Origin of the sequence: Exiguobacterium sp. N5 (genome assembly GCF_025842465.1) — a bacterium.
GTDB classification, from domain to species: domain Bacteria; phylum Bacillota; class Bacilli; order Exiguobacteriales; family Exiguobacteriaceae; genus Exiguobacterium; species Exiguobacterium profundum.
This window is the reverse complement of sequence record NZ_JAPAEP010000004.1, coordinates 51,738-78,198: the sequence shown is the minus strand read 5'-3', so window position 1 is coordinate 78,198 and position 26,461 is coordinate 51,738. Positions and strand designations below refer to the sequence as shown.

At 46.9% G+C, this 26,461-nt stretch carries 37 protein-coding genes and 1 pseudogene; 27 read left to right on the top strand and 11 right to left on the bottom strand.

What is annotated here, in order from left to right; genetic code table 11:
• Positions 1-130: 130 nt before the first annotated feature.
• Genes OKS35_RS13995 through OKS35_RS13980 form a run of 4 tightly spaced genes read left to right on the top strand, consistent with a single transcriptional unit; the run spans position 131 to position 3,242 of the window.
• On the top strand, positions 131-1,078 hold the full coding sequence (locus OKS35_RS13995; protein WP_264093294.1) for a sugar-binding transcriptional regulator: 948 nt from the start codon (positions 131-133) through the stop codon (positions 1,076-1,078).
• A 4-nt stretch (positions 1,079-1,082) separates the two neighbouring features.
• Complete coding sequence (rpiA, locus tag OKS35_RS13990; RefSeq protein WP_264093293.1) at positions 1,083-1,772, top strand: ribose 5-phosphate isomerase A; 690 nt, start codon at positions 1,083-1,085, stop codon at positions 1,770-1,772.
• Positions 1,769-2,737, top strand: a complete 969-nt coding sequence (locus OKS35_RS13985) for a Gfo/Idh/MocA family protein (protein ID WP_264093292.1) — start codon at positions 1,769-1,771, stop codon at positions 2,735-2,737. Before rpiA ends, OKS35_RS13985 begins: the two co-directional genes overlap by 4 nt.
• Positions 2,721-3,242: a VOC family protein gene (locus tag OKS35_RS13980; RefSeq protein ID WP_264093291.1), complete on the top strand. Its 522-nt coding sequence runs from the start codon at positions 2,721-2,723 to the stop codon at positions 3,240-3,242. The genes OKS35_RS13985 and OKS35_RS13980 overlap by 17 nt, the downstream gene beginning before the upstream one ends.
• A gap of 42 nt (positions 3,243-3,284) precedes the next feature.
• Here OKS35_RS13980 and OKS35_RS13975 read toward each other — a convergent pair whose 3' ends face one another.
• The 3 genes from OKS35_RS13975 to OKS35_RS13965 all read right to left on the bottom strand — a co-directional run bounded on the left by OKS35_RS13975 (position 3,285) and on the right by OKS35_RS13965 (position 5,948).
• Entirely contained in the window at positions 3,285-3,992 is a 708-nt protein-coding gene (locus OKS35_RS13975; protein WP_078146189.1) for an ABC transporter permease, read from the bottom strand.
• Positions 3,989-4,837: an ABC transporter ATP-binding protein gene (locus OKS35_RS13970; protein ID WP_264093290.1), complete on the bottom strand. Its 849-nt coding sequence runs from the start codon at positions 4,835-4,837 to the stop codon at positions 3,989-3,991. Before OKS35_RS13970 ends, OKS35_RS13975 begins: the two co-directional genes overlap by 4 nt.
• A 130-nt stretch (positions 4,838-4,967) precedes the next feature.
• A complete protein-coding gene (locus tag OKS35_RS13965; protein ID WP_264093289.1) occupies positions 4,968-5,948 on the bottom strand; it encodes a LytTR family transcriptional regulator DNA-binding domain-containing protein in 981 nt (326 codons plus the stop codon).
• 135 nt (positions 5,949-6,083) lie between these two features.
• Here OKS35_RS13965 and OKS35_RS13960 point away from each other — a divergent pair, with 135 nt between their 5' ends.
• The 5 genes from OKS35_RS13960 to OKS35_RS13940 all read left to right on the top strand — a co-directional run bounded on the left by OKS35_RS13960 (position 6,084) and on the right by OKS35_RS13940 (position 8,794).
• Complete coding sequence (locus OKS35_RS13960; RefSeq protein WP_264093288.1) at positions 6,084-6,461, top strand: hypothetical protein; 378 nt, start codon at positions 6,084-6,086, stop codon at positions 6,459-6,461.
• Between the two features lie 13 nt (positions 6,462-6,474).
• Entirely contained in the window at positions 6,475-6,795 is a 321-nt protein-coding gene (locus OKS35_RS13955) for a nucleotide pyrophosphohydrolase (protein ID WP_264093287.1), read from the top strand.
• Positions 6,792-6,959, top strand: a complete 168-nt coding sequence (locus OKS35_RS13950; protein ID WP_264093286.1) for a hypothetical protein — start codon at positions 6,792-6,794, stop codon at positions 6,957-6,959. Before OKS35_RS13955 ends, OKS35_RS13950 begins: the two co-directional genes overlap by 4 nt.
• 39 nt (positions 6,960-6,998) lie before the next feature.
• Positions 6,999-7,469, top strand: a complete 471-nt coding sequence (locus tag OKS35_RS13945) for a hypothetical protein (RefSeq protein ID WP_264093285.1) — start codon at positions 6,999-7,001, stop codon at positions 7,467-7,469.
• Positions 7,470-7,600: 131 nt separating this feature from the next.
• Positions 7,601-8,794, top strand: coding sequence for an MFS transporter (locus tag OKS35_RS13940; protein WP_264093284.1), 1,194 nt, complete (start codon positions 7,601-7,603; stop codon positions 8,792-8,794).
• Positions 8,795-8,813: 19 nt separating this feature from the next.
• Here OKS35_RS13940 and OKS35_RS13935 read toward each other — a convergent pair whose 3' ends face one another.
• Complete coding sequence (locus OKS35_RS13935) at positions 8,814-9,395, bottom strand: cysteine hydrolase family protein (protein ID WP_264093283.1); 582 nt, start codon at positions 9,393-9,395, stop codon at positions 8,814-8,816.
• A gap of 145 nt (positions 9,396-9,540) precedes the next feature.
• On the opposite strand from OKS35_RS13935, the gene OKS35_RS13930 reads away from it, so the two are divergent.
• Positions 9,541-9,963: an Lrp/AsnC family transcriptional regulator gene (locus tag OKS35_RS13930; protein ID WP_264093282.1), complete on the top strand. Its 423-nt coding sequence runs from the start codon at positions 9,541-9,543 to the stop codon at positions 9,961-9,963.
• A 216-nt stretch (positions 9,964-10,179) separates the two neighbouring features.
• Positions 10,180-10,542 carry a hypothetical protein gene (locus OKS35_RS13925; RefSeq protein ID WP_264093281.1) on the top strand — a complete coding sequence of 121 codons (363 nt, stop codon included), beginning with the start codon at positions 10,180-10,182 and terminating at the stop codon, positions 10,540-10,542.
• Positions 10,543-10,548: 6 nt separating this feature from the next.
• Here OKS35_RS13925 and OKS35_RS13920 read toward each other — a convergent pair whose 3' ends face one another.
• Positions 10,549-10,773 carry a hypothetical protein gene (locus OKS35_RS13920; protein ID WP_264093280.1) on the bottom strand — a complete coding sequence of 75 codons (225 nt, stop codon included), beginning with the start codon at positions 10,771-10,773 and terminating at the stop codon, positions 10,549-10,551.
• A gap of 156 nt (positions 10,774-10,929) precedes the next feature.
• Here OKS35_RS13920 and OKS35_RS13915 point away from each other — a divergent pair, with 156 nt between their 5' ends.
• Positions 10,930-11,673 (top strand): nucleotidyltransferase domain-containing protein, encoded by a 744-nt coding sequence (locus tag OKS35_RS13915; RefSeq protein WP_214784936.1) that lies wholly within the window; start codon positions 10,930-10,932, stop codon positions 11,671-11,673.
• Here the strand turns inward: OKS35_RS13915 and OKS35_RS13910 are convergent.
• Positions 11,670-11,954, bottom strand: a complete 285-nt coding sequence (locus tag OKS35_RS13910; RefSeq protein WP_159563421.1) for a hypothetical protein — start codon at positions 11,952-11,954, stop codon at positions 11,670-11,672. The two genes, OKS35_RS13915 and OKS35_RS13910, sit on opposite strands and share 4 nt — an antisense overlap.
• A 73-nt stretch (positions 11,955-12,027) precedes the next feature.
• Here OKS35_RS13910 and OKS35_RS13905 point away from each other — a divergent pair.
• Positions 12,028-13,068, top strand: a pseudogene (locus tag OKS35_RS13905) (flavin monoamine oxidase family protein); the annotation flags it as partial.
• Positions 13,069-13,109: 41 nt separating this feature from the next.
• Here OKS35_RS13905 and OKS35_RS13900 read toward each other — a convergent pair.
• Positions 13,110-13,541, bottom strand: a complete 432-nt coding sequence (locus OKS35_RS13900; RefSeq protein WP_074034775.1) for a MarR family winged helix-turn-helix transcriptional regulator — start codon at positions 13,539-13,541, stop codon at positions 13,110-13,112.
• Between the two features lie 19 nt (positions 13,542-13,560).
• Entirely contained in the window at positions 13,561-14,766 is a 1,206-nt protein-coding gene (locus OKS35_RS13895; RefSeq protein WP_264093278.1) for an MFS transporter, read from the bottom strand.
• Between the two features lie 162 nt (positions 14,767-14,928).
• Between OKS35_RS13895 and OKS35_RS13890 the strand changes: the two genes are divergently transcribed.
• The 13 genes from OKS35_RS13890 (at position 14,929) to OKS35_RS13830 (ending at position 22,676) form a co-directional block, all read left to right on the top strand.
• Positions 14,929-15,378 carry a hypothetical protein gene (locus tag OKS35_RS13890; RefSeq protein ID WP_214685688.1) on the top strand — a complete coding sequence of 150 codons (450 nt, stop codon included), beginning with the start codon at positions 14,929-14,931 and terminating at the stop codon, positions 15,376-15,378.
• A 13-nt stretch (positions 15,379-15,391) separates the two neighbouring features.
• Positions 15,392-15,850 (top strand): hypothetical protein, encoded by a 459-nt coding sequence (locus OKS35_RS13885; protein ID WP_264093276.1) that lies wholly within the window; start codon positions 15,392-15,394, stop codon positions 15,848-15,850.
• 9 nt (positions 15,851-15,859) lie between these two features.
• Complete coding sequence (locus tag OKS35_RS13880; protein WP_264093275.1) at positions 15,860-16,363, top strand: hypothetical protein; 504 nt, start codon at positions 15,860-15,862, stop codon at positions 16,361-16,363.
• Complete coding sequence (locus OKS35_RS13875; RefSeq protein ID WP_214691548.1) at positions 16,360-16,845, top strand: hypothetical protein; 486 nt, start codon at positions 16,360-16,362, stop codon at positions 16,843-16,845. The genes OKS35_RS13880 and OKS35_RS13875 overlap by 4 nt, the downstream gene beginning before the upstream one ends.
• On the top strand, positions 16,820-17,302 hold the full coding sequence (locus OKS35_RS13870) for a hypothetical protein (RefSeq protein WP_015880633.1): 483 nt from the start codon (positions 16,820-16,822) through the stop codon (positions 17,300-17,302). The genes OKS35_RS13875 and OKS35_RS13870 overlap by 26 nt, the downstream gene beginning before the upstream one ends.
• A gap of 106 nt (positions 17,303-17,408) precedes the next feature.
• Positions 17,409-18,347: a DMT family transporter gene (locus tag OKS35_RS13865; protein ID WP_264093274.1), complete on the top strand. Its 939-nt coding sequence runs from the start codon at positions 17,409-17,411 to the stop codon at positions 18,345-18,347.
• A gap of 12 nt (positions 18,348-18,359) precedes the next feature.
• Positions 18,360-18,785, top strand: coding sequence for a DMT family transporter (locus OKS35_RS13860; RefSeq protein WP_214758643.1), 426 nt, complete (start codon positions 18,360-18,362; stop codon positions 18,783-18,785).
• A gap of 12 nt (positions 18,786-18,797) precedes the next feature.
• Entirely contained in the window at positions 18,798-19,457 is a 660-nt protein-coding gene (locus tag OKS35_RS13855; protein ID WP_214758645.1) for a Crp/Fnr family transcriptional regulator, read from the top strand.
• An 11-nt stretch (positions 19,458-19,468) separates the two neighbouring features.
• A complete protein-coding gene (locus OKS35_RS13850; protein WP_214758647.1) occupies positions 19,469-19,942 on the top strand; it encodes a DMT family transporter in 474 nt (157 codons plus the stop codon).
• 457 nt (positions 19,943-20,399) lie between these two features.
• Positions 20,400-20,858, top strand: coding sequence for a hypothetical protein (locus OKS35_RS13845; RefSeq protein ID WP_214784926.1), 459 nt, complete (start codon positions 20,400-20,402; stop codon positions 20,856-20,858).
• Positions 20,859-20,876: 18 nt separating this feature from the next.
• Positions 20,877-21,671, top strand: coding sequence for an SMI1/KNR4 family protein (locus OKS35_RS13840; protein WP_264093273.1), 795 nt, complete (start codon positions 20,877-20,879; stop codon positions 21,669-21,671).
• 58 nt (positions 21,672-21,729) lie between these two features.
• Positions 21,730-22,215, top strand: a complete 486-nt coding sequence (locus OKS35_RS13835) for a hypothetical protein (RefSeq protein WP_214784922.1) — start codon at positions 21,730-21,732, stop codon at positions 22,213-22,215.
• Positions 22,212-22,676, top strand: coding sequence for a hypothetical protein (locus tag OKS35_RS13830; RefSeq protein ID WP_214784920.1), 465 nt, complete (start codon positions 22,212-22,214; stop codon positions 22,674-22,676). The genes OKS35_RS13835 and OKS35_RS13830 overlap by 4 nt, the downstream gene beginning before the upstream one ends.
• A 121-nt stretch (positions 22,677-22,797) precedes the next feature.
• On the opposite strand, the gene OKS35_RS13825 is transcribed toward OKS35_RS13830, so the two are convergent.
• From OKS35_RS13825 to OKS35_RS13815, 3 genes are all read right to left on the bottom strand, one after another.
• Positions 22,798-23,526, bottom strand: coding sequence for an AAA family ATPase (locus OKS35_RS13825; protein ID WP_214784918.1), 729 nt, complete (start codon positions 23,524-23,526; stop codon positions 22,798-22,800).
• A 9-nt stretch (positions 23,527-23,535) separates the two neighbouring features.
• Positions 23,536-24,261, bottom strand: coding sequence for a hypothetical protein (locus OKS35_RS13820; RefSeq protein ID WP_214784915.1), 726 nt, complete (start codon positions 24,259-24,261; stop codon positions 23,536-23,538).
• 113 nt (positions 24,262-24,374) lie between these two features.
• Positions 24,375-25,871 (bottom strand): phytoene desaturase family protein, encoded by a 1,497-nt coding sequence (locus OKS35_RS13815; protein WP_214758653.1) that lies wholly within the window; start codon positions 25,869-25,871, stop codon positions 24,375-24,377.
• Positions 25,872-26,057: 186 nt separating this feature from the next.
• Here OKS35_RS13815 and OKS35_RS13810 point away from each other — a divergent pair, with 186 nt between their 5' ends.
• Positions 26,058-26,441, top strand: coding sequence for a hypothetical protein (locus tag OKS35_RS13810; protein ID WP_078146213.1), 384 nt, complete (start codon positions 26,058-26,060; stop codon positions 26,439-26,441).
• Positions 26,442-26,461 lie beyond the last annotated feature (20 nt).

Genomic DNA, 26,461 nt, shown 5'->3' with positions numbered 1-26,461 from the left:
TACGAAGTATATATGAAAGGACGGAGCGACGATTCTATTCGTCGCTCTTTTCAGTTTCATTAAATTAGATGCATCCTAATTTGCACAAATGTTCATTTAGTCGTACATTTGTGCAAAGGGGTGTGACTGAATGTCAGAAGAACTGAAGAGGCTTTATGAAGTAGCGCATTTGTATTACGAACAGAATCAAACACAACATCAGATTGCAGAGACGCTCGATGTCAATCGGGCAACTATCAGTCGCATGTTGAAACGGATTCGGGAGTTAGGAATCGTGAAGTTTCAAATCGATTATGATCACTTTCAATCAATTGACGTGGCAGCCCAACTGAAAGAGCGGTTTGGTTTAAAACATGTCATCCTTGTACCTGAAAAGTCAGGACAACGCGAAGAGACGTTACAGCGTATGGGGGAAGCGTGCGCAACATACGTCGAGTCGATGGTGACTAAGGACGATGTGATCGGCTTTTCTTGGGGGACAGCACTCGCTTCCGTCGTGGAAGCACTGACACCGAAAGAGGAATATTCAACTATCCAATGTGTGCCACTCATCGGTGGACCGGACGGAAAACTCGAAAGTCGTTTCCATGCGAACACGTTAGCGTATGACGCCTCACGAAAATGGCGTGGACGTTCGAAACTAATCGATGTTCCTGCTATTTTACCGGATGCCGCCATCAAACAAGCATTGACGCAATCAACACATGCTCAAGAAGTCGTGGAGCTGTGGGGGCGGATGAACATCGCCCTCTTTGGGATCGGTTCGGCCCAACTGAATCAGGAATCCAACTGGTTGGCTTTCTATGGCCAAACGTTTACCGAAGAAATGAACGAACTCCAAATCATCGGAGATCTTTGCTCGCACTTTTATAATCAGAATGGAGAGACCGTGACCACTTCATTATCGGATCGAACAGTCCATATTGAACATCAACAACTCACAAAGGTGCCACTTAAAATCGGGGTTGCCTATGGAAGTGAGAAAGTCGAGGCGATTCGAGTCGCAGCCGAACATCAGTTACTTGATGTCATCGTGACAACCGATCGTACAGGCCAACAATTGTTACAGGGGGAATGAACGGATGGATGTAAAAGAGAAGTGTGCGGAAGCCGCGCTCCCTTGGATTGAGTCAGGGATGACAATCGGTCTTGGGGGTGGCAGTACGATTCAATACCTCATCAATAGGATTCATGCGAATGAACTGGACGTGACAATCGTGACGCCTTCGTTTGTGACACGACGCGCTTGTCTGGAAAAAGGGCTTCGGGTTGTCGAGACGGGGGATGTCTCACTGATCGACCTTGCCTTTGACGGGTGTGACCAAGTCGATACACGATACCATGCCTTGAAGAGTGGAGGCGGGATTCATACGGAAGAAAAACTCATTGCGACCATGGCGAAGCGATATGTATTGCTGGTGGATGACTCTAAATTTGTTGAACGATTGACGTTTGATCACCCGGTTGTCTTAGAGGTTCTTCCACAAGCATTCACTTATGTTAGCGAGAAAGTTCGAAGGTTCCCATGGGTGGAATCTCTACAAGTTCGTCAAAGTTTGAACAGTGATGGGGCCTTGGTGACGATTAACGGAAACCGATTACTCGACGTGGTCGTCCGTCCGTCTGAAGAATCGATTGAGGTGCACCACCAGTTATCTCAAGTACGTGGCGTGGTTGATACGTCCATGTTCACAGATGTCGTCACGCACGTCATCGTCGCATCGCATCATGATACAGTCGTCTATTCAACAGAAACGGGGGAAGTGAAATGAAGCAATGGGGAATCATTGGACCAGGTACGATTGCGACAGAATTCGCTCAAGCGCTCGCGCAATCAGAGGGGGTTGCCTACGGGGTGTGGGGACGAGACGTTGAAAAGTCCGAACAATTTGCGCAAAAATATGGGATAAAACAGGTCTACCAAACGTTAGATGAGATGTTGTCGTCACCTGACATCGACATCGTCTACGTGGCGACGCCTCATCACCTCCATTATTCGATGATGGAACAAGCCATCGTACATGGAAAGCATGTCCTTTGCGAAAAAGCTATCACACTAAACAGTGAAGAGCTCGGGAACATTCAACGTCTGGCTGATGATCAAGGAGTGGTTGTGCTCGAAGCGATGACGATTTATCATATGCCGCTCTTTGAAGAGTTGAGACGTCGTGTTCAGGCAGGTGCAATCGGACGGGTCAATATGATTCATGTGACGTTTGGCAGTTATAAAGAAGATGATCCGTCCAACCGATTCTTCAATCCGGAATTGGCTGGGGGTGCGATGCTCGATATTGGGACGTACGCCTTATCGTTCGCTCGAAGTTTCTTGGACGAAGAAGTAGTGGAAGTGTTGACGACAATGAAGCCATACAAGACCGGGGTCGATGAACAATCGAGTATGATTCTTCGTACGGATTCTGATCAAATGGTGAACATTACCCTTGCGATGCGTATGAAGTTACCGAAGCAAGGAGTAGTCGCCGGAGAAGAGGGGTACATTACCGTCAATGCGTTTCCTCGTGCGACGGAGGCAACCATAACGTACACGAAAGATGGCTCGGTTGAGACCGTTCAGCTCGGGGAGACGGAGCAGGCATTACGCTATGAAATCGACGCGATGCATCGTGTCATTTCTGGTGAATCTGACGAGACGCGACTTTATTCACGGGATGTCATGACGTGGATGGATCGGATCCGTCAACAATGGAAGGGGACTCATCATGAACAGAGGAATTGAACACATTGGCCTGACAGTGCCTTCTATTGAGGAGGCAACTACTTTCTTGAAGGATGCGTTCCACGCTGAGATTTGCTATGACGTGCAACGTCCAGAAGATGAACCGATGGAAGGGAAAGAGGCAGAGCAGCAACTAGACTTACCAGACGGACAACAAATCATCCATATGCGACTGCTTCAAATCAAATCAGGACCGTCTATCGAATTGTTTCAAGTCTCACGTGTAAATAGAACCGAACCGACAGGAATCTCATCGTACGGTTTACATCATTTCGCGATTTATGTGGATGATATGCAAGAGGCGGCTCAGCGCTTTGAACGTGCGGGTGGACAGTTGTTATCGAAACCACACCCGTTAGCCGGCGTCGAAGACAATGGAGATAACAAAGGCGTATACGGGAAGGCACCGTGGGGGTCACTCATCGAGCTAATTGCCTATCCGGATGGAATTGATTACCCTGCGTCGAGTGAACAGGAGCGTTGGACACCGGCGGAACATAAATGAGTGTATACGAAAAGAATCGCCCTTTCTCAGGCGATTCTTTTTTCAGTCCGTCTGTTTCCGGTTATACATCACGACGCTACCGACGAATGCAGCAAGCGCCCAAGCAGTTAGCAACCCTAGCTCTAGTCCGACGGTACCGAAGTTCGCACCGTCTTCCACTTGATGAGCCACATCAATCAAAAGCACGTTCGGTAAATACTCAAGCACTCCGATGATAGCGAAACGGTCTTGTAGTGGCAACAACATCGGTGAGAACGAGAAGAAAAAGAACGGCAACATGACAATCAATGAAGCTTCCATGACCGTCTTCGACATCAAGCCGAACATCGTTCCGATCCCGATATAAAAGAATGTCGAGACGATGAGCGCGAGAGCGATCACAGCCAGATTTTGTGGAGCATAATCCATCAAAAATGACGAGGCTACGATGAGGATCATCGTCGTCACGAATGTGAGAGCGCTCTTTCCGAGCAAGATGTCGAGCGTGCTCGCTGGGGACAACATGAGCCCGCGAAGCGTGTTCTTCTCTTTCTCTTCGGCAATCAATGCACACTGCACAAAGATCGCGACGAGGCTGAAGGTGATGTTGATGACGAAGTACGTGATATCGACGCCAACGTCACCGATTCGCGAATAAAAGACAGCGAAGAAGAGCGGCATGACCAAGGTCGACGAGACGAATAAGTTTCGTGACAAATCCTTGTAGTCTTTTTGGAAAATGGCGAGTGCGCGTTTCAATGAAAAAGTCATGATAATTTCCTCCCTGTCACTTCGATAAAGATGTCGCCGAGTGTCGGCTCATTGGAATGGATCGATGCGATATTTTTAGCACGCATCTGTTTATGGAGCCAGTCTGCGCCTTCGTCGGTTTGTGTCACTTCATGCGTCTGACCGTTGTTCAATTCGACTCGCATCGAACCAGTCGCATATTTCCTGCGCAATACGTTCGGGGCATCAAGCAGTTGAATCGACCCTTGATGTAAGAAAGCGACACGATCACACAGCTCTTCGGCTTCTTGCATATCGTGTGTCGTCAGAAAGATGGTCGTTCCGTTTGCCTTCAACCGTTCAATCCCTTTATAGATATGTCGAGAGTTGACCGGGTCGAGAGCCGATGTCGGTTCATCTAGAAACAGTAACTCTGGCTTATGAAGAAGGGCACGTGCGAGCGTCACTCGTTGCAACATCCCTCTAGAGAGTTTGTCGATGCGCTTTTTCCGTTCCCCGCTAAGATTGACCATGTTCAATACTTCATCGATCCGAGTCTTTGGTTCATCATAAAGGTCACAATATAAGCTCAGGTTCTCTTCTATAGAAAGTCGTGTATAAAGACCACTATTGTCCGTCAACACGCCGATGCGTTTACGGTACTGTTCTTGTTTCAAATCAGCGACCGGTACGCCGAAGACGGTGGCATCACCGGCTGTCTGTGCGAGTTGTGACGTCAAAATTTTAATCGTTGTCGTTTTTCCAGAACCACTCGGTCCCAAGAAGCCGAACACTTCTCCTTTTCCAACTGTAAACGTCACATCATGTAACGCTTCCTCGTTTCCAAACAATTTCTTTAACCCGTTCACTTGAATGATTGGTTCCATTCCCGTTCCTCCTTGTCGATGTCGTCTTGCTTGCCTCTATCGTATAAGGAATGGGGGAAGACCGCACTGAAATGGCGATAAATGGCGCTTATCATGAGGTGAACGAAGCGATATGAACTATGAATGGAGACTATTTGAGACCCATCATCGTCTTCAATTCTGCCATTTTTGTCTTGGATAACGGAATCGTTGTCTTCTCTGAATCATCCAAGACAAGACTGAAGCTATTTTTCGTATAGGTGATGACTTCGCGCACACGTTGTAAGTTCACAAGATATGATCGATGGCAGCGGAAGAAACCATACGGGGTCAAACGCGTCTCGAGCTCGTTCATCGTGAAGACGCTCGGGAACTGATCCGATTGACTATGTAGAATCGACTGGCCGTCCTGACTTTCGATGAAGTCGATTTCAGGAGGATCGAGTAAGATGATTTTTTCGTTCACTTTCGTTGGAATCTTCTCGAAACGGACGTGGATAATCTCAGATGAAATTTCCGAATCACCTGCATCTTCCGGTTCCACATCTAACAGGCGCAAGTGACGATGATCAATCCGATAAACGGTCGATGTCATGAAGAGCGCACTCTCCATGTTGCTCGTCAACACGAGGACGGCTTTTTGTCTCGACGTCAATGTCTGTAACGCATCGCGTAAAAGGTGGCGTGTCTCTTGGTCCACGTCTTGGTCGGGTTCTTCAAACACATACAGGTCACGGTCTTGGAGAAGCAGCGCGGCGTACTGCGTGCGTCTGACAAGGGAGCGATTGAGACGGTGGAGGCGGTGCTTGCGGTAAGTCGTGAGTTGGAGTTGCTGCATCACCGATTCGACTGATTCGGATGAATCATAAAGACGCTTGGTGAAGCGTAAATACTCCTCGATGGTGAGCCGGTCGTATAAACCGTCCCGGATGGAGAAGAGGGACAGCGTTGAAGCGTGGTCGATGTTCCCGGTAAATGTCATGATTTCCTGACTGATGAGACCGAAGATGATTTCTCGGGAAATGACGCCACAGTGGATAGCCGCCAACTCACCTGGTTGGATCGTAAATGAAATGTTTTCGAGAATGAGTGTGTCTTGCTGGCGTACCGAGACGTTTTGGAAAGTAAGCACCGAATCCCTCCCTTTTTAGTTGGAGTATAACATTTTACAGAGAAGGGCTTAAGAGGAAGATGATTACACATGAAAGTTACATCTTTTGGTAAAATAAGATGCATGACGAATTAGTGAAGGGAAGTGACTCATTTGATGGATAAGCAATTCGAAGAGATGCAGACACGCGTGTTCGAGTTAGAATCTCAAGTTGAAATGCTTCAATCCCTTCTACTTAAAGTGATTGAGCAAGATTCAACACTACATAATCAGTTAAATACTGAATTAGAATATGTCTTATTAAAGCATGACTTACCAATCGAAAAGAGACATGATGTTTCATTTTTTCTGATTCGACTCGAGAAGGCGTATAAGTTTGAAAACAAAATAAAGACGCTGATTTCATTTCATGAAGAATTGAAACAAGTACTTGAATTAGAGGAGTTATCAGAAGAGGTTTCCATTCGATTGATTCAAGAGTATGTAAAACGTGGAGTTTTTACTGTGGGGAACATGATTAAATATGAAAAGTGAGGATGTGGAGCATATGAACGAAGTGCAACGATTAATGGACGAGATCATTAAATTCCGTGATGAGCGCGACTGGGCGTTTCATCATAATCCGAAAGACTTGGCGTTATCGTTATCACTTGAGGCGAGCGAGCTCCTTGAGGTATTCCAATGGGTGTCGAGTGAAGAAGCGCTTGAGACAAAAAAGATGGAGATGGAAGAAGAGCTTGCTGACGTGTTGATTTACGCATTGACGTTCGCTCACGCTGCTGGAATCGATGTCTCGAAAGCAATTGAAGACAAGCTTGTGAAAAACGCAGTGAAGTATCCGGTTTTGAATACAGAGGATTCACGATGAAATCGAATCACCGATTACTATTTTTCATGTATCTTGGAGCAGGTATATTGAGTTTGGTTCTCTTTCTTGCGATCTCCTTGTTTTACATAGAACGTGCGAACTGGATGAACGTCATGTTTCCGCTGTTGGCGATCATCTGGTTTGCGAATGCGTTTGTACACTGAAAACAGATGAAACGAAAAGTCATGTCGTGAGGTGAGTGGATGAGTGAAACGAAACAACGCTTCAATCATATGTACGCATCTGCAAAACGCTCGACCCGTCTTGCGATTCAAGTAGGGCTCTTGTTTGTCTTCAGTGGTGCTCTGTTTTACTGGAATGGTTATCAGCGATTAGCCGAAATGACTTGGTTCATCATCTTATTTCCGGTCACGGCGTGTATCAAGCTTGTGTTTCGGACGAATGTTCTATTAACATTTAACGAAAGCGTGCGATATCGACGGCTCGTCTGGTATGAGTGTGCGATAGGTCTTGGAATGATTGTACTATTTACACTCTTGAGTATGATGATTTTATTTAGAGAAGGTTACGCTTCGGGATTGCTGTCGGCTTGTAGTCTTGTTTTATTTGGTATCGTTGCATCCTCGAATCTTGACCGCAAATTGAAGCAAGTCGATGCGTCTCATGTGACCCACCGATTATACAGTCGGGGGAAAGTTGGTCATGTTGATTGAAAGCACTCGAAATATATTGGAGAAGGAGAATATCATGTACCATTACCTGAACGACATATAACCTTGCATACGTGGACCGCCCTCTGATTTGTCTGTCATGACATCGACAAATCAAATGAGGAGCGGATAAAATGAATCGAAATGTATTGGTTTTGTTAGTAGTGCGTGTTATCGCAAATTTTGCGGACAGCTTTTATTTTTTGGCATCGGTCTGGTACGTCAAAGAGACAACGGATGCTTCATTTTGGATAGGCGTCACTACGTTTGCGGCGATGATACCCGTTGTATTCCAAGTTTTTTATGGACCACTCATTGATCGTTATTCAAAAAAGAAATTGTTGCTTGTGGCCATGGCGATCCAAGCGATGGTCTTGATTGTTCTGGCGAGTTTATATGCGTTTGGTGAGTTAAGCGTTGGGTTTGTCATCGCAGGATTGTTCATCGCGACGCTGGCGAGCGAGCTGAGTTATCCTACAGAATATGCACTTGTTCCGTCACTCGTGCGAGAATCGGACTTACAGAAAGTGAACGCATGGTTCACGTTCACGCATCATAGTCTCGATTTGTTGTGTAATGCGATTGCGGGATTTTTGCTGGCGCTTATTGGTGTCGGTCTCATGTATATGAGTAATGCAGTTCTATACCTCTTTTTATTTGCGGTCATCGGCTTCTTCCTTCGAATCAATGAGACGGTGACTCGTACATCAGAGGATGTGACGTATCTGACTGATTTGAAAGTCGGGTTTCGATATGTTTGGAAACTCGGTTCGTTCCGAACGTTGATTGTTGTGTTCACGTGTCTCAACTTCATGGTTTCGATTTCACTTGGTGTACTCCCGATTCTCGCTACGACTGAGGAAATGTATGGTTTGTGGCTTGCCGCGATTTCGGTCGGGACGTTACTCGGGAGCGGTTTGTCCACTCGCTACGGCAATCGCTCATTACGTTGGACTTTCGTTTTTGCGACAGGAATCGGTGGGCTTGCTTGGTGTGTATCGGCAATTTGGTTGAATCGAAACGTTGGCGTGACGTTGATCAGTTTTGGGATAGCTTGGGTTGCAATCGGTATGATGGGCATTCAGTTTCAGACACTTCTTCAACGTCAAATTCAATCTGAATACCTAGGACGGACGTTGACAGTCATTTATGCGCTTCAAGGAATGTTGGCGCCCTTCGGCTATTTGTTTGGCGGGATGTTCGCGGACTGGCTCAACCCTATTCTACTTTATCTGATTGGAGCGTTGACGTTACTCGTTTCAAGTATGTACTTTAGAAAAAGTTCTTTTCTCACATCTCATGCCACCCTTCAAGATCAAGCAGGATGACATCAAAGAAGTACAGCCTTCATGAAAAGGGCTGTACTTCTTTTTGTTGAATGAATTGAAGCATTGCTTCCGTGGTTTGAATTGATGCAAATTCTTCATTTAGACTAGCGAGCGACACATCATGGATGACCTCTACAGGGATCCATGTCCCGCTGATCGATTGTCGGTCGAACGTTGCCGTCGCATCGGAGACAACAATCGGATTGAATCCCAAGTTTCCTGCCATCCGTGCGGTCGTCTCGACACAATGGTTCGTGATTAATCCGGTGATGACAATCTGTGTCGCACCAAGTGATTCGAGTCGTTCCTGTAAGTCTGTTCCGATGAAGGCGCTATTCACCTGTTTCGTTAAGATGACATCTTGTTCACGAGGTTGAATGAAGTCTTGGAACAAATGACCATCTTTTTTGAAATAGAAGAGTGAGGTCGGAACGTTCGTGACATGTTGGACATAGATGATTGGTTGATCATGATGTTCCCACGCTTCAATCAACCGTGCGATATTCTCTCCGCATTTTGGATTGTTGCGGTTTCCCCAGCTTGGATCATGAAAGGCTTGTTGGACATCGATGATGAGTAATGGAACGACTGTCGTTTGCATGTTGACTCCCCCTTGAATTGGTTACTTCAAGTGTATGCAACGGAGGAATACAGATACATAGAGGTTTGACGGAAGTTTCAGCGAATGACTTAAGAAAGAACGGATTATGTATCGTTTCACTTTAATTTTGAAAGGTGAATGCCAAATGGATGAAATAGACCGCCATATTCTTGAATTGATGCAACAACAAGCTCGAATCTCGATGACCGAATTAGGACGACAGATTGGATTATCTACGCCTGCTGCGACCGAACGGGTAAAGCGACTTGAAGAACGTGGAGTCATCATTGGCTATCGGGCCGTCATTAACCCCGAAAAGATGGACAAACACGTGACTGCCTTTATTCTTTACGACACCCATCGTTGTGAGGCGTTTCGTGAATTTTGTCGTCAACAGCCGTCTGTGATCGAATGTCATCGTTTAGCCGGGCAGTATAGCTACCTCGTCAAAGTGGTGACGGAGAATGTACGCACGTTAGAGACGTTCATCGACGAATCGATGGAATACGGTCGTCCCTCATCTTTGATAAATCTATCTTCACCAGTATCATTCAGACCCGTTTTATGAAAGCGATGGAGTGACTTTTAACAGTGAGAGTGATTGCGAGCTAGTAAAAGAGAATAGATGAAATTTTTTTCAGTACAAATTGATTTTTAATCAAATGAAAAGGAGGGGGACACGATGTCGCACGATGAGCGTTTACGAGAGATAACTAAGGCTCGCCTACTTACGAACCGTATCAATGTCATGTTATCGCTCACTCTTTTGTTAGGGGGATGGATGATGTGGTGGGTTGGAGAGTTCTCTCTCATTCAAGTTCTCTTGGGAATCCTTTTGCTCATTCCACCTCTTTTGATGGTGCACATGTGGAGACGTACCCGAATGTTGCTTCGTTTCAACCGAGCGTTAGATTATCAACGGACGGTTTGGTCGGAGTTCATTTTTGCGGTGGTTATCGTATGTATATTGATCGGAATTGCAACTACGATCATCCTAACCGAACCATTTAGCTTATCAACTGTTCCACTCCTAGTCATGTTCATCGCGGCCCTGATGTCTAGACACGTTGATCAGCGGATGAAGCAAATTGACCCGGAACATGTGACGTACGCAAATCTTGCTCGACATAAGACGAAACGCAGCTAACCGAAGTCAGCTGCGTTTTGTGTTCGAATCTAATTGTTGTTCGATGTGGTCGAGACGTTCGATTAATACTTGTATCTGCTTCGAACGTTCACGTTCCATAAAGAGTTGCTCGTCTGCTCGTTTCTCAGAACGTGCCACGACATTACGAATCCACAAAATACCGATGATTAGTACAACGATTGGCAAAATCGTGAAGATGAGTCCGAATAAAAAGACCATGATGAAGTTCATATACACATACCTCCTTTTCTGCGTCTTCATTATACTTCCAAATATAACCTGTTTGAAAGGGGGAACCGTGGCATTTCAAATCCGACATGCATAAACTAAAAAAGGAGTTCGATACATCATGACGTTTACTACATTTCAACGAGTCGGTACGTATCTATGAAACGGCCGACCCGACTTGGTACGGACGATGCGGGTTATGTCATCAACCAGACGTCCATCCATCATATACAGCCTGAGTTTGAAACTGTCCTTTTTAAAGCAATCGAATTGGTGAAAGAAGCATTCGATGAACAGCTACACAGCATATACCTTTATGGAAGTATCGGGCGCGGGACGGCCGTTGCCGGGCAATCGGATTTAGACTTAACCGTACTCGTTCACGAAGATGTAGATGCGATGGAATTGGTGGAACGGACGGAGCGATTGCTAATGGAGCATTCGGAAGTCATCAAAATCGATTATGATATCGGGCGTCTGGATGTGGCACTGAATCCGGCGAACCGTTTTGAATGGGGCTTTTGGTTACGACATCTCTGTACGTGTGTGGACGGGGAAGATGTCTCGACTCGATTCCCACGCATGAAGCCGGATGATCGTGTGAGTGAGGCGTTGAACCAGGACTTGGTTTCTTCGATTGAAGCGGCCAAGTCGAAATTGCTTCGTGGACAGATGTCACATCTGGAGAAGCGCTCCATCGTGAAGCGCGTCATCCGAGGTTGGTATTTAACAATCAACGTAAAAGATGAGAGTTTTGCGACGACTGTAGAAGCGAGCTTGGCGATTCTACAACTCTATTTCCCGGAAGATCAGCGAGTAGAGCAAGGAGAAGCACTGTTGAGACAAGATGAAATCACAAATCAACAGCTTCTAGACTATTTGAATGAAATCGATTGGATTTAATGATGTCGCTCCTCGATTGGGATATATCCGTTCGGTCGTCTTCGCTTCACGTCTGTGTCAAAGAAGAAATAAGGGACATATAAAGCGCTTGATACGTACATAATGATGACAAATTCGATTGCGGTCGAACATTGAATGAGGTCGAATAAAAATAGAGACCATATGGGATATGAAACGAGACACATCGCCACAGTCATCCGACCCTTAGTTTGAATAAAACGGTACAAAATGCGCATCAATACGATATAAGGGAAGAATAGATAATAGAACATATTTTTCAATTGATGTCGTCCTTTCTTGCATATGTAAAACCATCTAACTCAGTATAATCGAGGAGAGACGGACGACAAAGGAGAATTTACAATGAAATCAATCGCCATCATTGGAGCTGGTGTCAGCGGGCTTTATGCTGCAATCCAACTTCATCAAAAGGGATATGACGTCACCATCTTTGAGGCTCGTGATCGTATTGGTGGTCGTATCTTGACGAAGGACGGTTATGACCTCGGACCGACATGGTATTGGCCGGATACGGAGAAGACCATCTCTAAACTCGTGGATACACTCGGACTCGAGTCATTTGTTCAACATACGACAGGACACATGGTGCTCGAACGTCAAACGACGACCGCACCGGAACGACATGTGTTACCGGAAGAAAGCATCGTCTTATCCAAGCGTTTAGTCGGTGGGATGACGAGTCTGGTGGAAGCTCTGCATGCGAAGTTGCCCGATGACATCGTTCGGCTTGGGCATCGCCTGACCTTGATCGAGCGACAGTCGGACCGAGTCCAACTGACGTTTCAAAATGGTTCGGTGCATCACACGGATGACGTGATCCTTGCGATTCCACCCCGTCTCGTTGCGGAAGTGGCAATTGAACCGGCATTGTCAGCGCAAACGCGAAAAGCGCTCAAAACGACTCCCACATGGATGGCTTCTCAGGCGAAAGCGCTCATCGTATACGAGACACCGTTCTGGCGAGAAGAAGGTCTGTCTGGCTTTGGGATGAGCTGGGTCGGTCCACTTCAAGAGATTCATGACGCTTCTCTGATAGATGGACCAGGTGCGCTGTTCGGATTTTTCCGTCTGTCACCGGGAGAACGGGAAGCGTTAGGAGAAGGACAAGTAAAGACGCGCGTCATCGAACAACTGGAGAAGCTTTATGGTCCGAAAGCGAATGACTTCTTGCGATTTCATTATATGGACTGGTCGACAGAATCAGAGACAGCGACATCTGACGACTTCCTGCCGCTCACGGCATTCCCGGCTTACGGTCCGATTGAGCTCGGAGACCGTCTCCATTTGATTGGTTCGGAGACGGATGCGCAGTTCGGGGGACATATCGAAGGGGCATTGCGGTCGGCGAATCGAATCGTACAAGGGTTGGTATAACGAAAAAGACAAATCGTCCGACTAGCGGCGATTTGTCTTTTTTATTTGAATTTCTGAATCATCAACGCGAGCGAACGGTTGATCATCTTCATCTCGTCATCCTCAAGGACGGAGAACATCTCTTCAGCGAGGCGCTCTTCAATCGCATCGATTTGTTTCGAGTACGCAAGGCCGTTCGGACCGAGCCGGATGAAACTTTCCCGAAGGTTCTCGGGATTCTTTTCCCGCATGACGAAATCGCGTTGCTCGAGCACTTTGAGCACTTGACTGACAGCACTTTTGGAGATGGACATCTTCGTCGCAATCTCTGTCGTCGTCCACGTCTCTTGACGTTTGAAGAGAAGCAACATCTGTTCTTGTTGATAGCTCAGCTCGAACTCGTTCAGTTCCGTGAAATATTTCGTGAACAGCAAGTCGAGCTCATCGATTTGGCGATACATCGTGAGGACTTGTTGCTTTCGTGTTTCATTCAACGTGTCATTCATCCTTTCTTTACGGTGTCCGCCGGAACGTTTCGCTCCGAAGATATAAGAGGACACCACACACTAATCCGATTATACCAAATGCCAATAAGAGCGTTTGAATCGGCACGGACAAGGCAACAAGCACCGATAGGATGGCGAACGCAATCGGTTCAAGGCCTGAGGCGGCGAGCGACATGATGCTCATGACACGGCCGATTTTGTCAGAGTCGCTTTGTTCCTGCATGATGGTGACCGTCGGCAAGTAGACGAGCATGATCATAAACCCGCTCATAGAAGCCGCGACCGCGAGAAGCGGAATCGATTGGACTTGCGTGTAGAGGAAGAAGGCGCCGATTGTCAGGAATAGGGCGCGGAAGACGAAGCGTCCACGATGAACCGACCGTAACAATAGAATCAGGAAGCTTGCAACAAATGTCCCGACAGCGAGCCCGCCTTCGATGATACTCAAATCAAATGCTGTCCCTCCGACTGAACCAACGAGAATCGGGATACTCATGATGAGTGGTCCCATGACGAACAAGTTGACGATGGCAATGGCGAACGTCCCACTACGTAACACAGGTGTATGCGATACGTAACGAATGCCCTCTTTCAAATCAAGGAGTACATCTTTCGCTGAGAGTGGAGCGACCTCGGGAATGTTGTCTTGAATCAGACGTGGCATGATCAAAATCGCGGAGAGGAAAATCAATGCAGCCGACGTGCCGAAACTGAGACCAAAACTTCCCCACGTCAGTAGGATCCCTGCAAGGAACGGACCGATGACGAACATCAACTCGAGCGACCCTTGGAAAAGGGAGTTCGCCCGTTGCAACTGTTGACCTGATACGATTGAAGGCATAAGTGATGACAGTGCCGGGTAAGACATGCCGTCTAAAAGACCAAACAATACGGAGATGATCAAGAGGGCTGTCACCGAATACGCATCAGCAAAATGGAGCGAGACGACAATTAACATCAACACGCCTTGTCCGATATTCGTTAAGCATAACAAGCGACTCTTTTGGAACCGATCGGCGAACACACCGCCGAACACCATCATGATGACACGCGGCAACGAGACCGCCGTCAAGATAATTCCGAGGAGTGCCGGTTGCTTCAACACGTCGATCGTCAACCATGAGACGCTCAAGAAGAAAATCGAAAACCCTAGCGTGAGCGTCATTCCGGATAACCAAGTGAATACGAACCGAGTATTCTTCAATAAATTCATATTAATAACCTCTTACTTCCATTCTTCAACATATAGTTAAGTTAACTAAACTATACGGCGAGAAATTCATATCGTCAAGAAACATGACTTTGGTACGAAAATGTAAAATAACGGAACTTTTCTCATGTTCATCTCGTATAGTGGAATAAGAGGTGAATCAAGATGAATAAGCAAGAACGACTACATATAATCAAACAATCAAATCGAAAGCGACTTTTGCAACGACTTTTTCTAGCAATTCCAGCTGCTCTCGCGGTCTACTTTTTAATACGAACGGACGGGAATATTTGGGTTGGGTTCGCCATTATCGGCGGAGTGTTACTTGTGACTCGTTACTTCTTTTCGCATGAAGCAGAGACGATCAGTCAATTGTCGGAGCAAGAACAGGTAAAACGTGTTGTGATACTGCAGTATCATCTGGACTTCCTCTTTATCGCATTGCTAGGACTCGTCAATCCGCTAGCCATTCGAATCATGGAATGGTCTTGGATTCCAGCGGTTCTTATCGGTGGGACATTGCTTTATATCTTATGGTCTCAAGAGAAGCTCGATCAACAAATCCGCTGGCTCGATCCGGAGCAACCGACACGTCGCGAGATTCGACGATTCTGAAAGGATGAATGAGATGAATAAACAAGAACGGATTAATACGATTTATCGTTATCAACAGCGTTGGCTCTTTTGGAGAATGGGACTGGCAGCTCTTACCGGGATGTTCGTCTTTCTTGCACTTCAGTCTGACGGTGCGTCAAAGTATATCATTCCATTAGGGGTCACATTAGCAGGTATGTTGTTCGCCATCGGACGAGAGCGTCGCTTCGTCAGAAAGTTGACGAATGTGGAACAAGCCAAGCGCATCATCGATTGGCAATATGTATCGGAAATGGGACTCCTCGTCTTGTTGGCAATTCTTTTCCCATTAATCGTCTTGATTAACTGGCCGGCATGGTCGCTTTTCGTCGTCTTCTTAGGCGGGGTCATCTTATTGCAAGTCGCACAGAAAATGCTCGACCGGCAGATGCCGCAGTATGACGAAGAACAGCCGATGCGCCGCGAAATCAAACTCGACTTCGTGAAAGACTGAGGTGATACCGTGGACAAAGCAGAGCGATTTGAAAGAATTGAACAGTTTGAGAAACGATATACTCATCTCAACATCATCGTGAGCGTAATCATGCTAGGCGTATCCATCTATTTTCTTTCGACATGGAGTCCGTATAGCATTCTTTTACCCGGTGTCGCACTTCTCTATACGACATGGCTTGAATGGAACAAGATGAAACTGCAGCAATCCTTCAACGAATCGACACGCTATCATCGATTGTTGCGGATTGATTTTACTGTCATGTTGATGAGTTTGATATGGTTTGTGATTTTGATTGGGTTGCATTTCAACGGAATCGATATCTTACCGTGGATGAGTTGGACGCTCCTGATTTGCGGGCCGTGTCTCATATTGATTCCACTTTGGATTGATCGAAAACAGTCCGAGTTTGATGAGCACCACGTCACATCAGGCGAGTGGGCTCGGTCAAACCGGGAACGTTTGAAACATACGTTAGATGATATTTCAAGGAAAGGTCGTAAAGATTCATGACAAAGAAAGAACGGATTCAAGTAATCGGAGGATATCGGCAGTCACGACAAACCCTCCACCTTTGGCTCACGGGAGCCCTTATTTTTTGTAACAGTTTTGTGCTCGGTTTTGATACATGGTGGATATGGGGAATCGGTTCGGTCCTCACGGCTGTCCTACTCATAGGGCTGACGATCAAAGAAGGACGTGTCTTACAGATTTTCACGGTGGGTCGAGGCATCCTACTGACAAAACGCTTATATCGCCTCTATTCCTACTGGATTGGAGCGGTCACAGCAGCGATTCTCTTCAGTCGTCTCCAGATTGCACCTGTCGCATGGGTCATCTTCGGTCTAGGCATCGTCATGTTAGCATGGACGCACTATCAGACCGTGCAACAATTGCGACAAGCCGACCCGGAGCAACCGACACGAGATGAGGTGACAAAGCACTACCGTTCGTATGAAAGGAGTACATATGCTGACGAAAGAAAAGCGAATTGAACAATTGCTGAAGCAAGATGACAGTCATTGGCGTTGGGGGTGGGGCATCGCCATCGCGACAATTGTGATGACGCTCGTGATTGCCACGCAGTCCAAACTCTACGCTCCACTCCTCGTCTTCATCAGTTTCTTTCCGTATCTCTGTTTTGAATGGCGGAAGACAAAACTGCTCCTGACCTTTAACGAGGATACGCGTTACCAACGTCTGGTGTATACAGACTTTGGCATCCAGTGGCTCTGCTTCGTATTGACCATCAGCTTATTGGCTGCCTATTATGCCGACTCGTTGTCTCCCGTCGTCGCGATTGCCGGGCTGTTCGGAATCGGTGTGATGTCGATTCTGGCACCTTATGTCATCAATCGAAACTTACAATCACTCGATTCGCATCATGTACGAGGGAAAGAATTGCGTGAAGCGCGCGATCAACGCTTCCGTGAGTCCAAAACGAACACCTGAGAAGGGTTCGTTTTTTGTTTGAGGACATCGGTCCTTTTCTTCTTCGGTACGGAGGCGTAAGCTGACAATGTACACAGAACTACTAGAAGAATCGAGGAAGACATTCATGTTAGCTATTTTGATTGGATTGACGATTGGGATTTTATTGCCGATGCAGACGAGTGTCAACTCACGTTTGCGTCAGGTGGTCGGCTCCCCGTTCGTTGCATCTTTTTTATCGTTTACTGTCGGGACGATCTTTTTGTCCTTATTGCTCTTATTGACCGGACAGTCATTCGGATTTGACGGCTCGGTGATTCAGGAAGGTCCGGGTTGGATGTGGATTGGCGGACTGTTAGGGGTCTTGTTCTTAACGGGAAATATTTTGCTGTTCCCAAGACTCGGGAGTGTCCAGACGGTCATCATGCCGATTTTTGGACAGATTTTGATGGGGTTGTTGATTGACCATTTCGGTTGGTTCAATTCTGTAGAACACCCAATTACGGCGCTTCGTTTGTTCGGAGTCGTGCTCGTCTTGTTCGGAGTCATCGGAACGGTCGCCTTATCCGATTGGCTCAACCGCCGAAGAGGCAAACTGGTCGTCTCCATGGAAACGGACACGGGGAATCTGAACCTTTGGCGACTGTTCGGGATTTTCACTGGGATGATGAGTGCCACGCAAACGGCCATTAACGGCTATTTGGGAACAGTGCTCGAATCGGCTCTGAAAGGGGCATTGGTCTCTTTCGTTGTCGAAACATTGGCGCTCTTACTCATTTTACTCGTCTCACGCCAACCCGTTCCGCTCGGTCAACTGAAAGGTCAACCGTGGTGGATTTGGCTCGGTGGGATCATTGGGGCGCTCTTCATCGGAGGAAACGTCCTCATCGTACCGATTGTCGGGACAGGAATCGCTGTCATCATCGTCATTGTCGGACTGTTATGCGGTAGCTTACTGATTGACCGTTTCGGTTGGTTTGGAGCGAAGAAGAACCCGGTCACTGGTGTGCAAATCATCAGTCTGATTGTCATGGTCATTGGAATTGTATTGATTCGTTTATCTTAAGGGGGGAGAACGATGCGAGGAGTGCTGTTCGCCATGAGCGGGGGATTCTTTCTCACGTTGCAAAGTGTCGCTAACGCCCGAATCAGTTCGCAGATTGGGACGTGGCAAGCGGCGACGTTGACACAATTCACTGGATTCGTCGTTGCGCTCCTCGTCATGCTGGTGCTCCGGGACCGCACGTATGTCGAGATGCGGCACGTGAAGCCGCTCTATTTATCTGGCGGAGCGTTTGCGGCGATTATCTTATTCAGTAATATGACGGCCGTCCATAAACTCGGGGTCACGATGACAATCTCGTTGTTTCTCATTGCGCAACTGACGCTCGCGCTTGTCATCGATTGGCGAGGCTGGTTTGGAATGGTGCGCCGAAACTTGAACGGGATGCAGTTGTTTGGGGTGCTTATGATGATCGCGGGGGTCATCTTATTAAAATGGTAGGGGGAAACGTGCATGGTTGACTCGTATGTGAAGCAATTTGAATTGACTGTCTTACCTGTCGCTGCGCAGAACGAATTGCAGCTCGTCCGACACGAGCCAGGAGACGTCATCTGTACGCAAGGTGATGAAGCAGAGCATCTCCGCTTCTTAGTGAAGGGAAAGATTCGCGTTTCACATACCTCCGCTACCGGGAAGCGCCTCGTCCTCTCCTTCAAATATCCGCTCGATTTGATCGGGGACATCGAATATATTCAGCGTACCCCGTTTTTGAATACGGTCGAGGCGGTCACGTCAGTCGAGATGCTTGTCATTCGCTTCGAGGATTTGGTTCGACATGCCCACCACGATGTTGCGTGGTTACACTATTTATTAGAAGAGATCACAAGAAAATTTGAACGAAAATCTCAATCACTCAGCTTCAACTTGTTTTACCCTGTCGAAGTGCGCTTGGCGAGTTATCTGTTATCGATGACGCCGAATGACCAAACACTCGGCTCGACTGTCGACCAATTGACGGATATCGCTGATTTGATTGGGACGAGTTATCGTCATGTGAATCGGACGCTCCGGCGTTTCGTTGAGGCAGGATTGATTGAACGAAATCGGCGGGTAATCACGCTCGTCGATCGGGAAGGTTTGTTGGAGATTGTCGGGGAGAGCATTTATGAATAGGAGGGAGGCATATGGCGATTGGGATGATGCTTGCTGTCATCGGCGGAATGCTCGTCTGTGTGCAAAACACGTTTAACGCCAACGTCAAGAAGCATGTCGGGGCATGGGCGACGACGACGCTCGTTCTCAGTCTTGGATTTTTAGCATCGCTACTCATCGGTCTGTTTCAGGAAGGTGGTGGCTTGTTCCGAGTAGAGGAGATGGAGACATGGTACTGGTTCAGCGGAATCCTCGGCGTCGGGGTCGTCATGAGTGTGACGCAAGGGGTCGAGCGCCTCGGACCGAGTTATGCCATATCGATCGTCATGGTGTCTCAAATCTTGTTCGCGCTCCTTTGGGATACGTTAGGTTGGTTCGGATTGACGGCCGTCCCGTTCACATGGAAGACAGTCGTCGGGATTGTGTTAATCGTTGGTGGGGTGCTCGTATTTCAATTGAGTGGAAAGGGTAAACCAACTCGCGCGTCGATGAATCGAGCGAGTTAAATGTTAAAAAGAAGTTCCACGTTTTGAACAAGTTTGTCCATGCTGCTGTCGATTCAGTTGAGTATGACAGATCGGGTCCATCACCGTTGACTTCTATTCCGTTGATTGACCAGATGTAACCAAAACTTTTGACTCATTAGGAAAAAAAGGATAAAAAGAACAATTTGACCGAATCTTTTTTTGAAAAGATATGTATAATTTAGAAGAACAGGATAGAAGGGGGTAATGATATGCAACAAGTGATGGACATGGGATGGACAATTCTAAACTTAGGGTTGTTGACGATGATTGGAATCTTTTTATTCCGACTCCTTCGCCGGCATTCAAATTAATCAGCATCTGACAATCGTCAGATGCTTTTTCCTTTTTAATGGGAAAACCTCGAAAGTTTGCTTATAGATTGTTAAGATATAGATATCGGTAAATTGGATGTTTTTTACTGTTGGAGGTGTATAAGGTGTTACGTGAAGAACGAATGGAATACTTGTACGACAAAGCATGGACTAAAAAAGGTCCGCTACTAGTGATCATCATAGGGGTAGTGACAGCGCTTTGGTTAATGTTCAATGATTCAAGAATGAGCCTGTCCCTGTTCATCTTTTGTGCGGCGATGCTCATGCCGCTTCTGGTGGCAACATGGCATAAAATCCAGTTGTTTTTACAGTTCAATGACTCATCCACGTACCAGCGTTTCATCTATTTAAAAGGTATGATTCAGTTTATCCTCTTGATTGGTGTCATATCGACGATGGCGCTCTATGCACTGAAGTATATATCGCTTGATACGTTAAGCCTTGGCTGTGCGATGCTGATTGCGGGTTGCCTCATTATCGAGTCATGGGTCGACTGGAAGATTTTAAAGATTGATGACGAGCACGTGGTCGAGAGTTTGTTGGGACTCGTGAACCGGAAATAAAAAGGAGTGTAGGGTTGAGTGATTGTCTGGAGAGATGAAATTGACCATACGAATACATTGCCGGATCTGACAGAAGAAATCCTGAGAGATGTCGAGTCACGTCTCGGCGTGAAGTTACCGGAAAGTTATATCGAATTGATTCGAACACAAAATGGAGGATTCATCGAGCAACGTGAATTATCCGTGATCCTAAACGGGCTAGACGATTCGATTGTGATTGATTCCATTATGGGCATGAATTTACAAGAAGGACTAGTTGAATCAAAAAACCTTTTGAAAGAGTGGGGCGTTGAGGATGAACGTCTGATTGCATTCACGGGCGATGGACACTATTTCCTCATGTTCGATTATCGCGATGGGGTGACTCCTAAGATTGCTTTGTTAGATACGACGGCTGAAAAAATCGATGTGCTATTCGATTCGTTTGATCAATTCAATGAAGCGCTAAACGTTATCGAGATCGATTCATTCGTGGGAATAAGTGAAGGGGACACGCTGTTAGATTATGCACAAAATCTACTATACAGTGAAGTGACGAGTGGAAAAACATTTGGTGCGAACATTTGGTTAAATTCACTAGACGTTCTCGATGTTAAAGAGTTGGTCGTGGAGCTTCTCACATGGATGGATGACGATACATTGCGCGAGACCGCAATTTCTACGATTCAAAGCACCATCATTTCACGTCGTTTGCGCCAGAAAGAGTTGATTGAGGCATTTTTCAGTTCGTTATTGAAACGTGATGATGCATACAGTAAGCAGTGCTATGAAGAGACGACATTCATCTTAGAGAATGGGATTGAGCCGGATTGAAGCTTAATCTTGGAACGATTCGTAAATATGATTAACGAAAACACATGAGGGGGATTCGATGGTAGACCATGAAGTCAGACTAGAACAGATGTTGAAAGATGATGAAAAACGAAAGAGACAAATGGTGATTCCTTTAATTGGCGTCATGTTGCTCTTCTTTTTATATTTTTGGAAGACAGACATCCTCTTATTGTTACCGATGATTATCGTTGGACAAGTTCCTCTCCTGTATCACGCTTGGCATCGCAAAAAGTTACTCCTTTCATTTAATGAGAACACACGTTACCAACAACTCGTGCGGTCCGAGTTTGCATCTAAATTTGCTCAGCCGCTCCTGCTTCTCATACTGATTGCCAGTGTAGAGCTTGAATGGATTACATTACTTACGTTCATCATCGCAGCTTTTATCGGAATCATAGGCTTGTTGATTTTAAGTGTTCGCTTCGATCGCAAGCTAAAAGAAATCGACCCGTTACACGTGACGGGTGTCGAACTCGGTCATGTCCAGCTGCAACGGAAAAAACGAAAAAGTGAAGCGCGATGAATAAACAAGAGCGTCTCCTCAAAATGGTCGAACAGGATCTCGACGCACGAGGAATCAGCACACTATTTGGCACCATCGGTCTGTTTCTCCTTCTCGTTGTTTCGGTCATAAGAGGTATCACGGTGACGACGGTTGCCTTCTCTTTCCTCGTGACCCAACTGCCGATGCTCTATCAAGCGTGGCGACGGATGAAGATGTTACGTACATTTAACGAAGACGAGGAATACCAACGTCTCGTTCGTCGAGAATTTCAAATCATCGTCGCCATGTTTGGATCACTTGGTGTATTTACTTTCCTCACGTGGTTCGTATTGGATTCGATGCAGGAACTAATCGGTGTCGCATTGATTGGCATCATTCCGCTCCTCATCTTGTACGTGTCGATGGACCGGAAACTACGTGAAGCGGACCCGGAGCACGTGAAGAATCGGGAATTACGACGCGCACATCGTGAACAATAAAACTCAGACCTGACACACGTCAGGGCTGAGTTTTATTATGAGAACATGGAAATGAGAAAGCCGCAGACGACCATGCCGATTGTATAGAATGTGAACCGGTATCGTTCCCAAAACGATTCATTCATCGTGTCACCGCTACATCGTCAAGCGGCGTGTCAACCATCCGAACGAACGCTTCGTCCGGGTCGGTCGTTCCAGACTCGTCGAGCCAGTCTTGGAAGTCCCCTTCATACAAAACGCGTCCACCATGCAGGAAGATGACATGGGCATCAAGTTGAACCAAGTCATGTAACTGATGTGTGGAGATGAGACATGTCTTGCCCTCATCGACGAGTCGTTGCAGGCGGCGCATGATTTGAATGCGGGACGCCGGGTCGACCCCGCTCGTCGGCTCATCAAATAAATAGAGAGAACGTTTGATTGAAGATAAGAGCGTCACGAAGAGCCATTTCTTCTCCCCGACCGACATCTTCCCGAGCTTCATCGTCCATAGATGTTCGAACAGTTCTTGTTCGCGAGACGTCGAAAGGTTGTTCACATAAGACTCGAGTTTCTTGAAGTCGGGACGTTGCGACAGACGTCCGATGAAATAGGCGAAGTCTTTCCCCGTCAACTCATGATGGTTGTACATGAGTTGCGTCAAATAGAGCATGTCCGTCGTCGGAACGAGTTCGAGTGATGTCTTGTCGACCGGAAGTGCCCCGGTCATACAATCAAACAGGGTCGTCTTCCCAGCACCATTTTGTCCAATCAAAACGTTCAGTTTATTCGGTTGCAGGGTGAACAAGACATCATCGAGAACAGGACGTGCCGCTTTCGGATAGCGATAAGTGAGTTGGTTTACGTGCATAAGAACCTCCTAGCGTGTGATGAGTGAGACGAGACTGAAGCGTTTCAACGCAATCGCGCCGATGATGAAATACCCAAGTACAGAGAGGCCTGTCGCCCATACTCTGAACGAGAGCTCGACTTGAGTCGTCAGATGCAGCAACCCGAGCGCGAATTCGTGAAGCGCGTAGAACGGGTTGAGGAAGCTGAACCATTGATCAGGTGACTTGATCGCCAGTAAAAAGAGTGGGAACATCAGTATGTTCGCGAACGTCCCGAGACTCGATACTTTCACTGGAAGTGTCGTGATGGCGACACTGGCAACCGCGAACGGGATACTGCCAATCAATACGAGTAGAGACGTTGCAATCAACTTGAACGAAAAGAACCCGTGTACGAGCGTGACGACCGTTGTGAATAAAGTTAAGCTGATGGAGGCGAATAAGAGTTGCGCCAAGATGACGGCGATGACATATGTCAGTTTGTTGCCGGAGATCATCACGTACGTTTTCATCAGTCCGTATTCACGCATACGAGCGAGTTCGATGCCGACACCGTTCACATATGTAGCAAGAATAATATACACCCAGAAATAAGAGAGCCCTGGGTAGTATTCCGCTGTCGTTGCTTGGCGAATATCTGAAGATGACTGCGTCAAGGCGATTATGAGTGGGATTACGAATGTCCAAATGAATGGAATCTTATCCGTGACGACAACTTTGGCATACATAAAGAAATAACTTGTGATTTGATGCATCCTGTTCCTCCGCTTGTCTATTTGATTGTTTGTATCGTATCACAATATACGGGATTTATTTGGAAAAAGTTTCAAAAAATAATCCCTCATATCGAATGAGGGATGAAAGAAAATCATTTCACTTTGTCACGTTTCGCAATCTTGTCGCTCACTTGCTGACCGCTCAACGTCACCATCGGCATGCCACCGCCCGGATTGACGGTTCCCCCGACAAAGTAGAGGTTATGATAGAGTTCGCTCTGCTTCTTATGCTTGAAGCCACCGTTCCGATTCTTGTCGGCGACCGTTCCATAAATGGCACCTCGGTCCGATCCGTACGTCCGCTCGATATCATGAGGCGTCCATACGTCACGCGTCACCGTATGTTCACGCAAACCATCGAGACCCATTCGTTCCAATTTGTCGAGTACACGTTCTTCAAAAGCGGCGTACTCTTCTTCCGTGAACGGCACATTCTGAATATACGGAATGTGTGGCAAGATTTTGATGTTCTCATGTCCTGGTGGCGCTTGGGTCGGGTCGGTCTTGTTGACGTTGACGAGGTAAATCGTCGGGTCGTCCGGAAGTTCATGTTTCTCAAAAATTTTATCCATCTGTTCATGCAAATTTTCGGAGAAGAAGAAGTTATGGTGCGCGAGTTGAGGATAGGCTTTCTTCACCCCGAGATGGAGGACGAATCCGGAGCTCGCCGGTTCATATTTATCGACGAGTTTGTCGACGTACTGTTTGTCGGCGTCGACCATCTTCTGATAGAACGGGATGACTTCCATGTTCGAGACGAAATAATCAGCGGAACGGAGACGTCCGTCTTCGAGCTCGATGGCGGTCACTTTCTCATTCACCGTATGTGCACGAACCACGCCTTCTCCGGTATGTAGCTTCACACCGATCTCTTCGGCGAGCTTCGTCAAGCCTTCCGCGAGCTTATGGGTGCCGCCTTCGACATACCAACAGCCTTGGGCATATTGCATGTAAATCATCATATTGAGGACGGCCGGTGCGTTATACGGAGACGACCCGACATATTTGACGTAATACGACAGCATGTCCCGAAGATGTGGGTTGCTGATCCGTTTCTTGATGGCGCTATACATCGTCGACGTCAAGTCGAATCCGAATAGGGTCGGGAAGATGCCTGTTTTCATGACGGCTTCTAATGGGGATTCAAACCCTTCGGCCAAGTATCCCTTCTCGGTCGTCTTATAGATGCGCGCTGCGTAATTCAACAGTTCACGATATTCTTGCATGTCTTTTCGAGAGAGGGAAGGGTTTGCCCGCTGCATCTGTTCGAGGTCATGGTAAAGGTCGAGGACGGTATCGTCCGGGAAGAACGAGCGCCATTCGAGCTCAAGTCGTTTGATGGATACATAGTCTTCCATCCGTTTCCCGCTTCCACGGAACAGTTTGTCGAAGATGTGAGGCATCGTTAAAATCGAGGGCCCGAGGTCGAAGCCGAATCCGTCTTGTTCGAGACGATTCACTTTCCCGCCGATGTGATCGTTCTTTTCGTAGAGTGAGACGTCGTAACCTTTTTGAGCGAGTGAGATGGCCGCTGACAAGCCGCCGAGCCCTCCGCCGATGACGATGACCGACTTTTCCACTGATGGCATATATTCGCCGCCTTTTCGAAGTGTTATTTTCAAAAAACAGAATGAGTGCTACCTCTTCTATTCCCGTTTCCAAATGAAACGAACATGCTTTTACGGATTTGCCACATCCACAAAGATGTCATCCCTGAACCGACAAAAGTTATGTATAGTAAGGGAACAGAGACTGAACGAAAGTAGGAATCTAAGATGATCGTAAAAACAATCACGCTTCACTTTGCGAACGGCGATGAAATCACGATCCCGTTTGATGAGATTGAATCGTGTCGAATGCATGATATTCAAGACGGGATGCGTGTTGCGGCGGATGGACAATTGATCAAAGAAAAAGTGATGCATGGACTCGACCTCGTATTGAAGGATTCGGCGAATCAATTGGAATGGACTGGCGAGGGTGGACCGTTTGACCGCATCCTAGGTATGTCGGATTTACAACATCTCGCCTTCGAGTTTGAAGGGATGCGAGAAAAGTCATACCGCATCGCCTGGCATGATTTAGAGGCGGTGCAAAATGCTTACCAGACGACAACTGAAGAAAATGGGAACTTACACGTGCACGTTCGAGTTTCGTAAAAATAGCCTCTCGCAATATA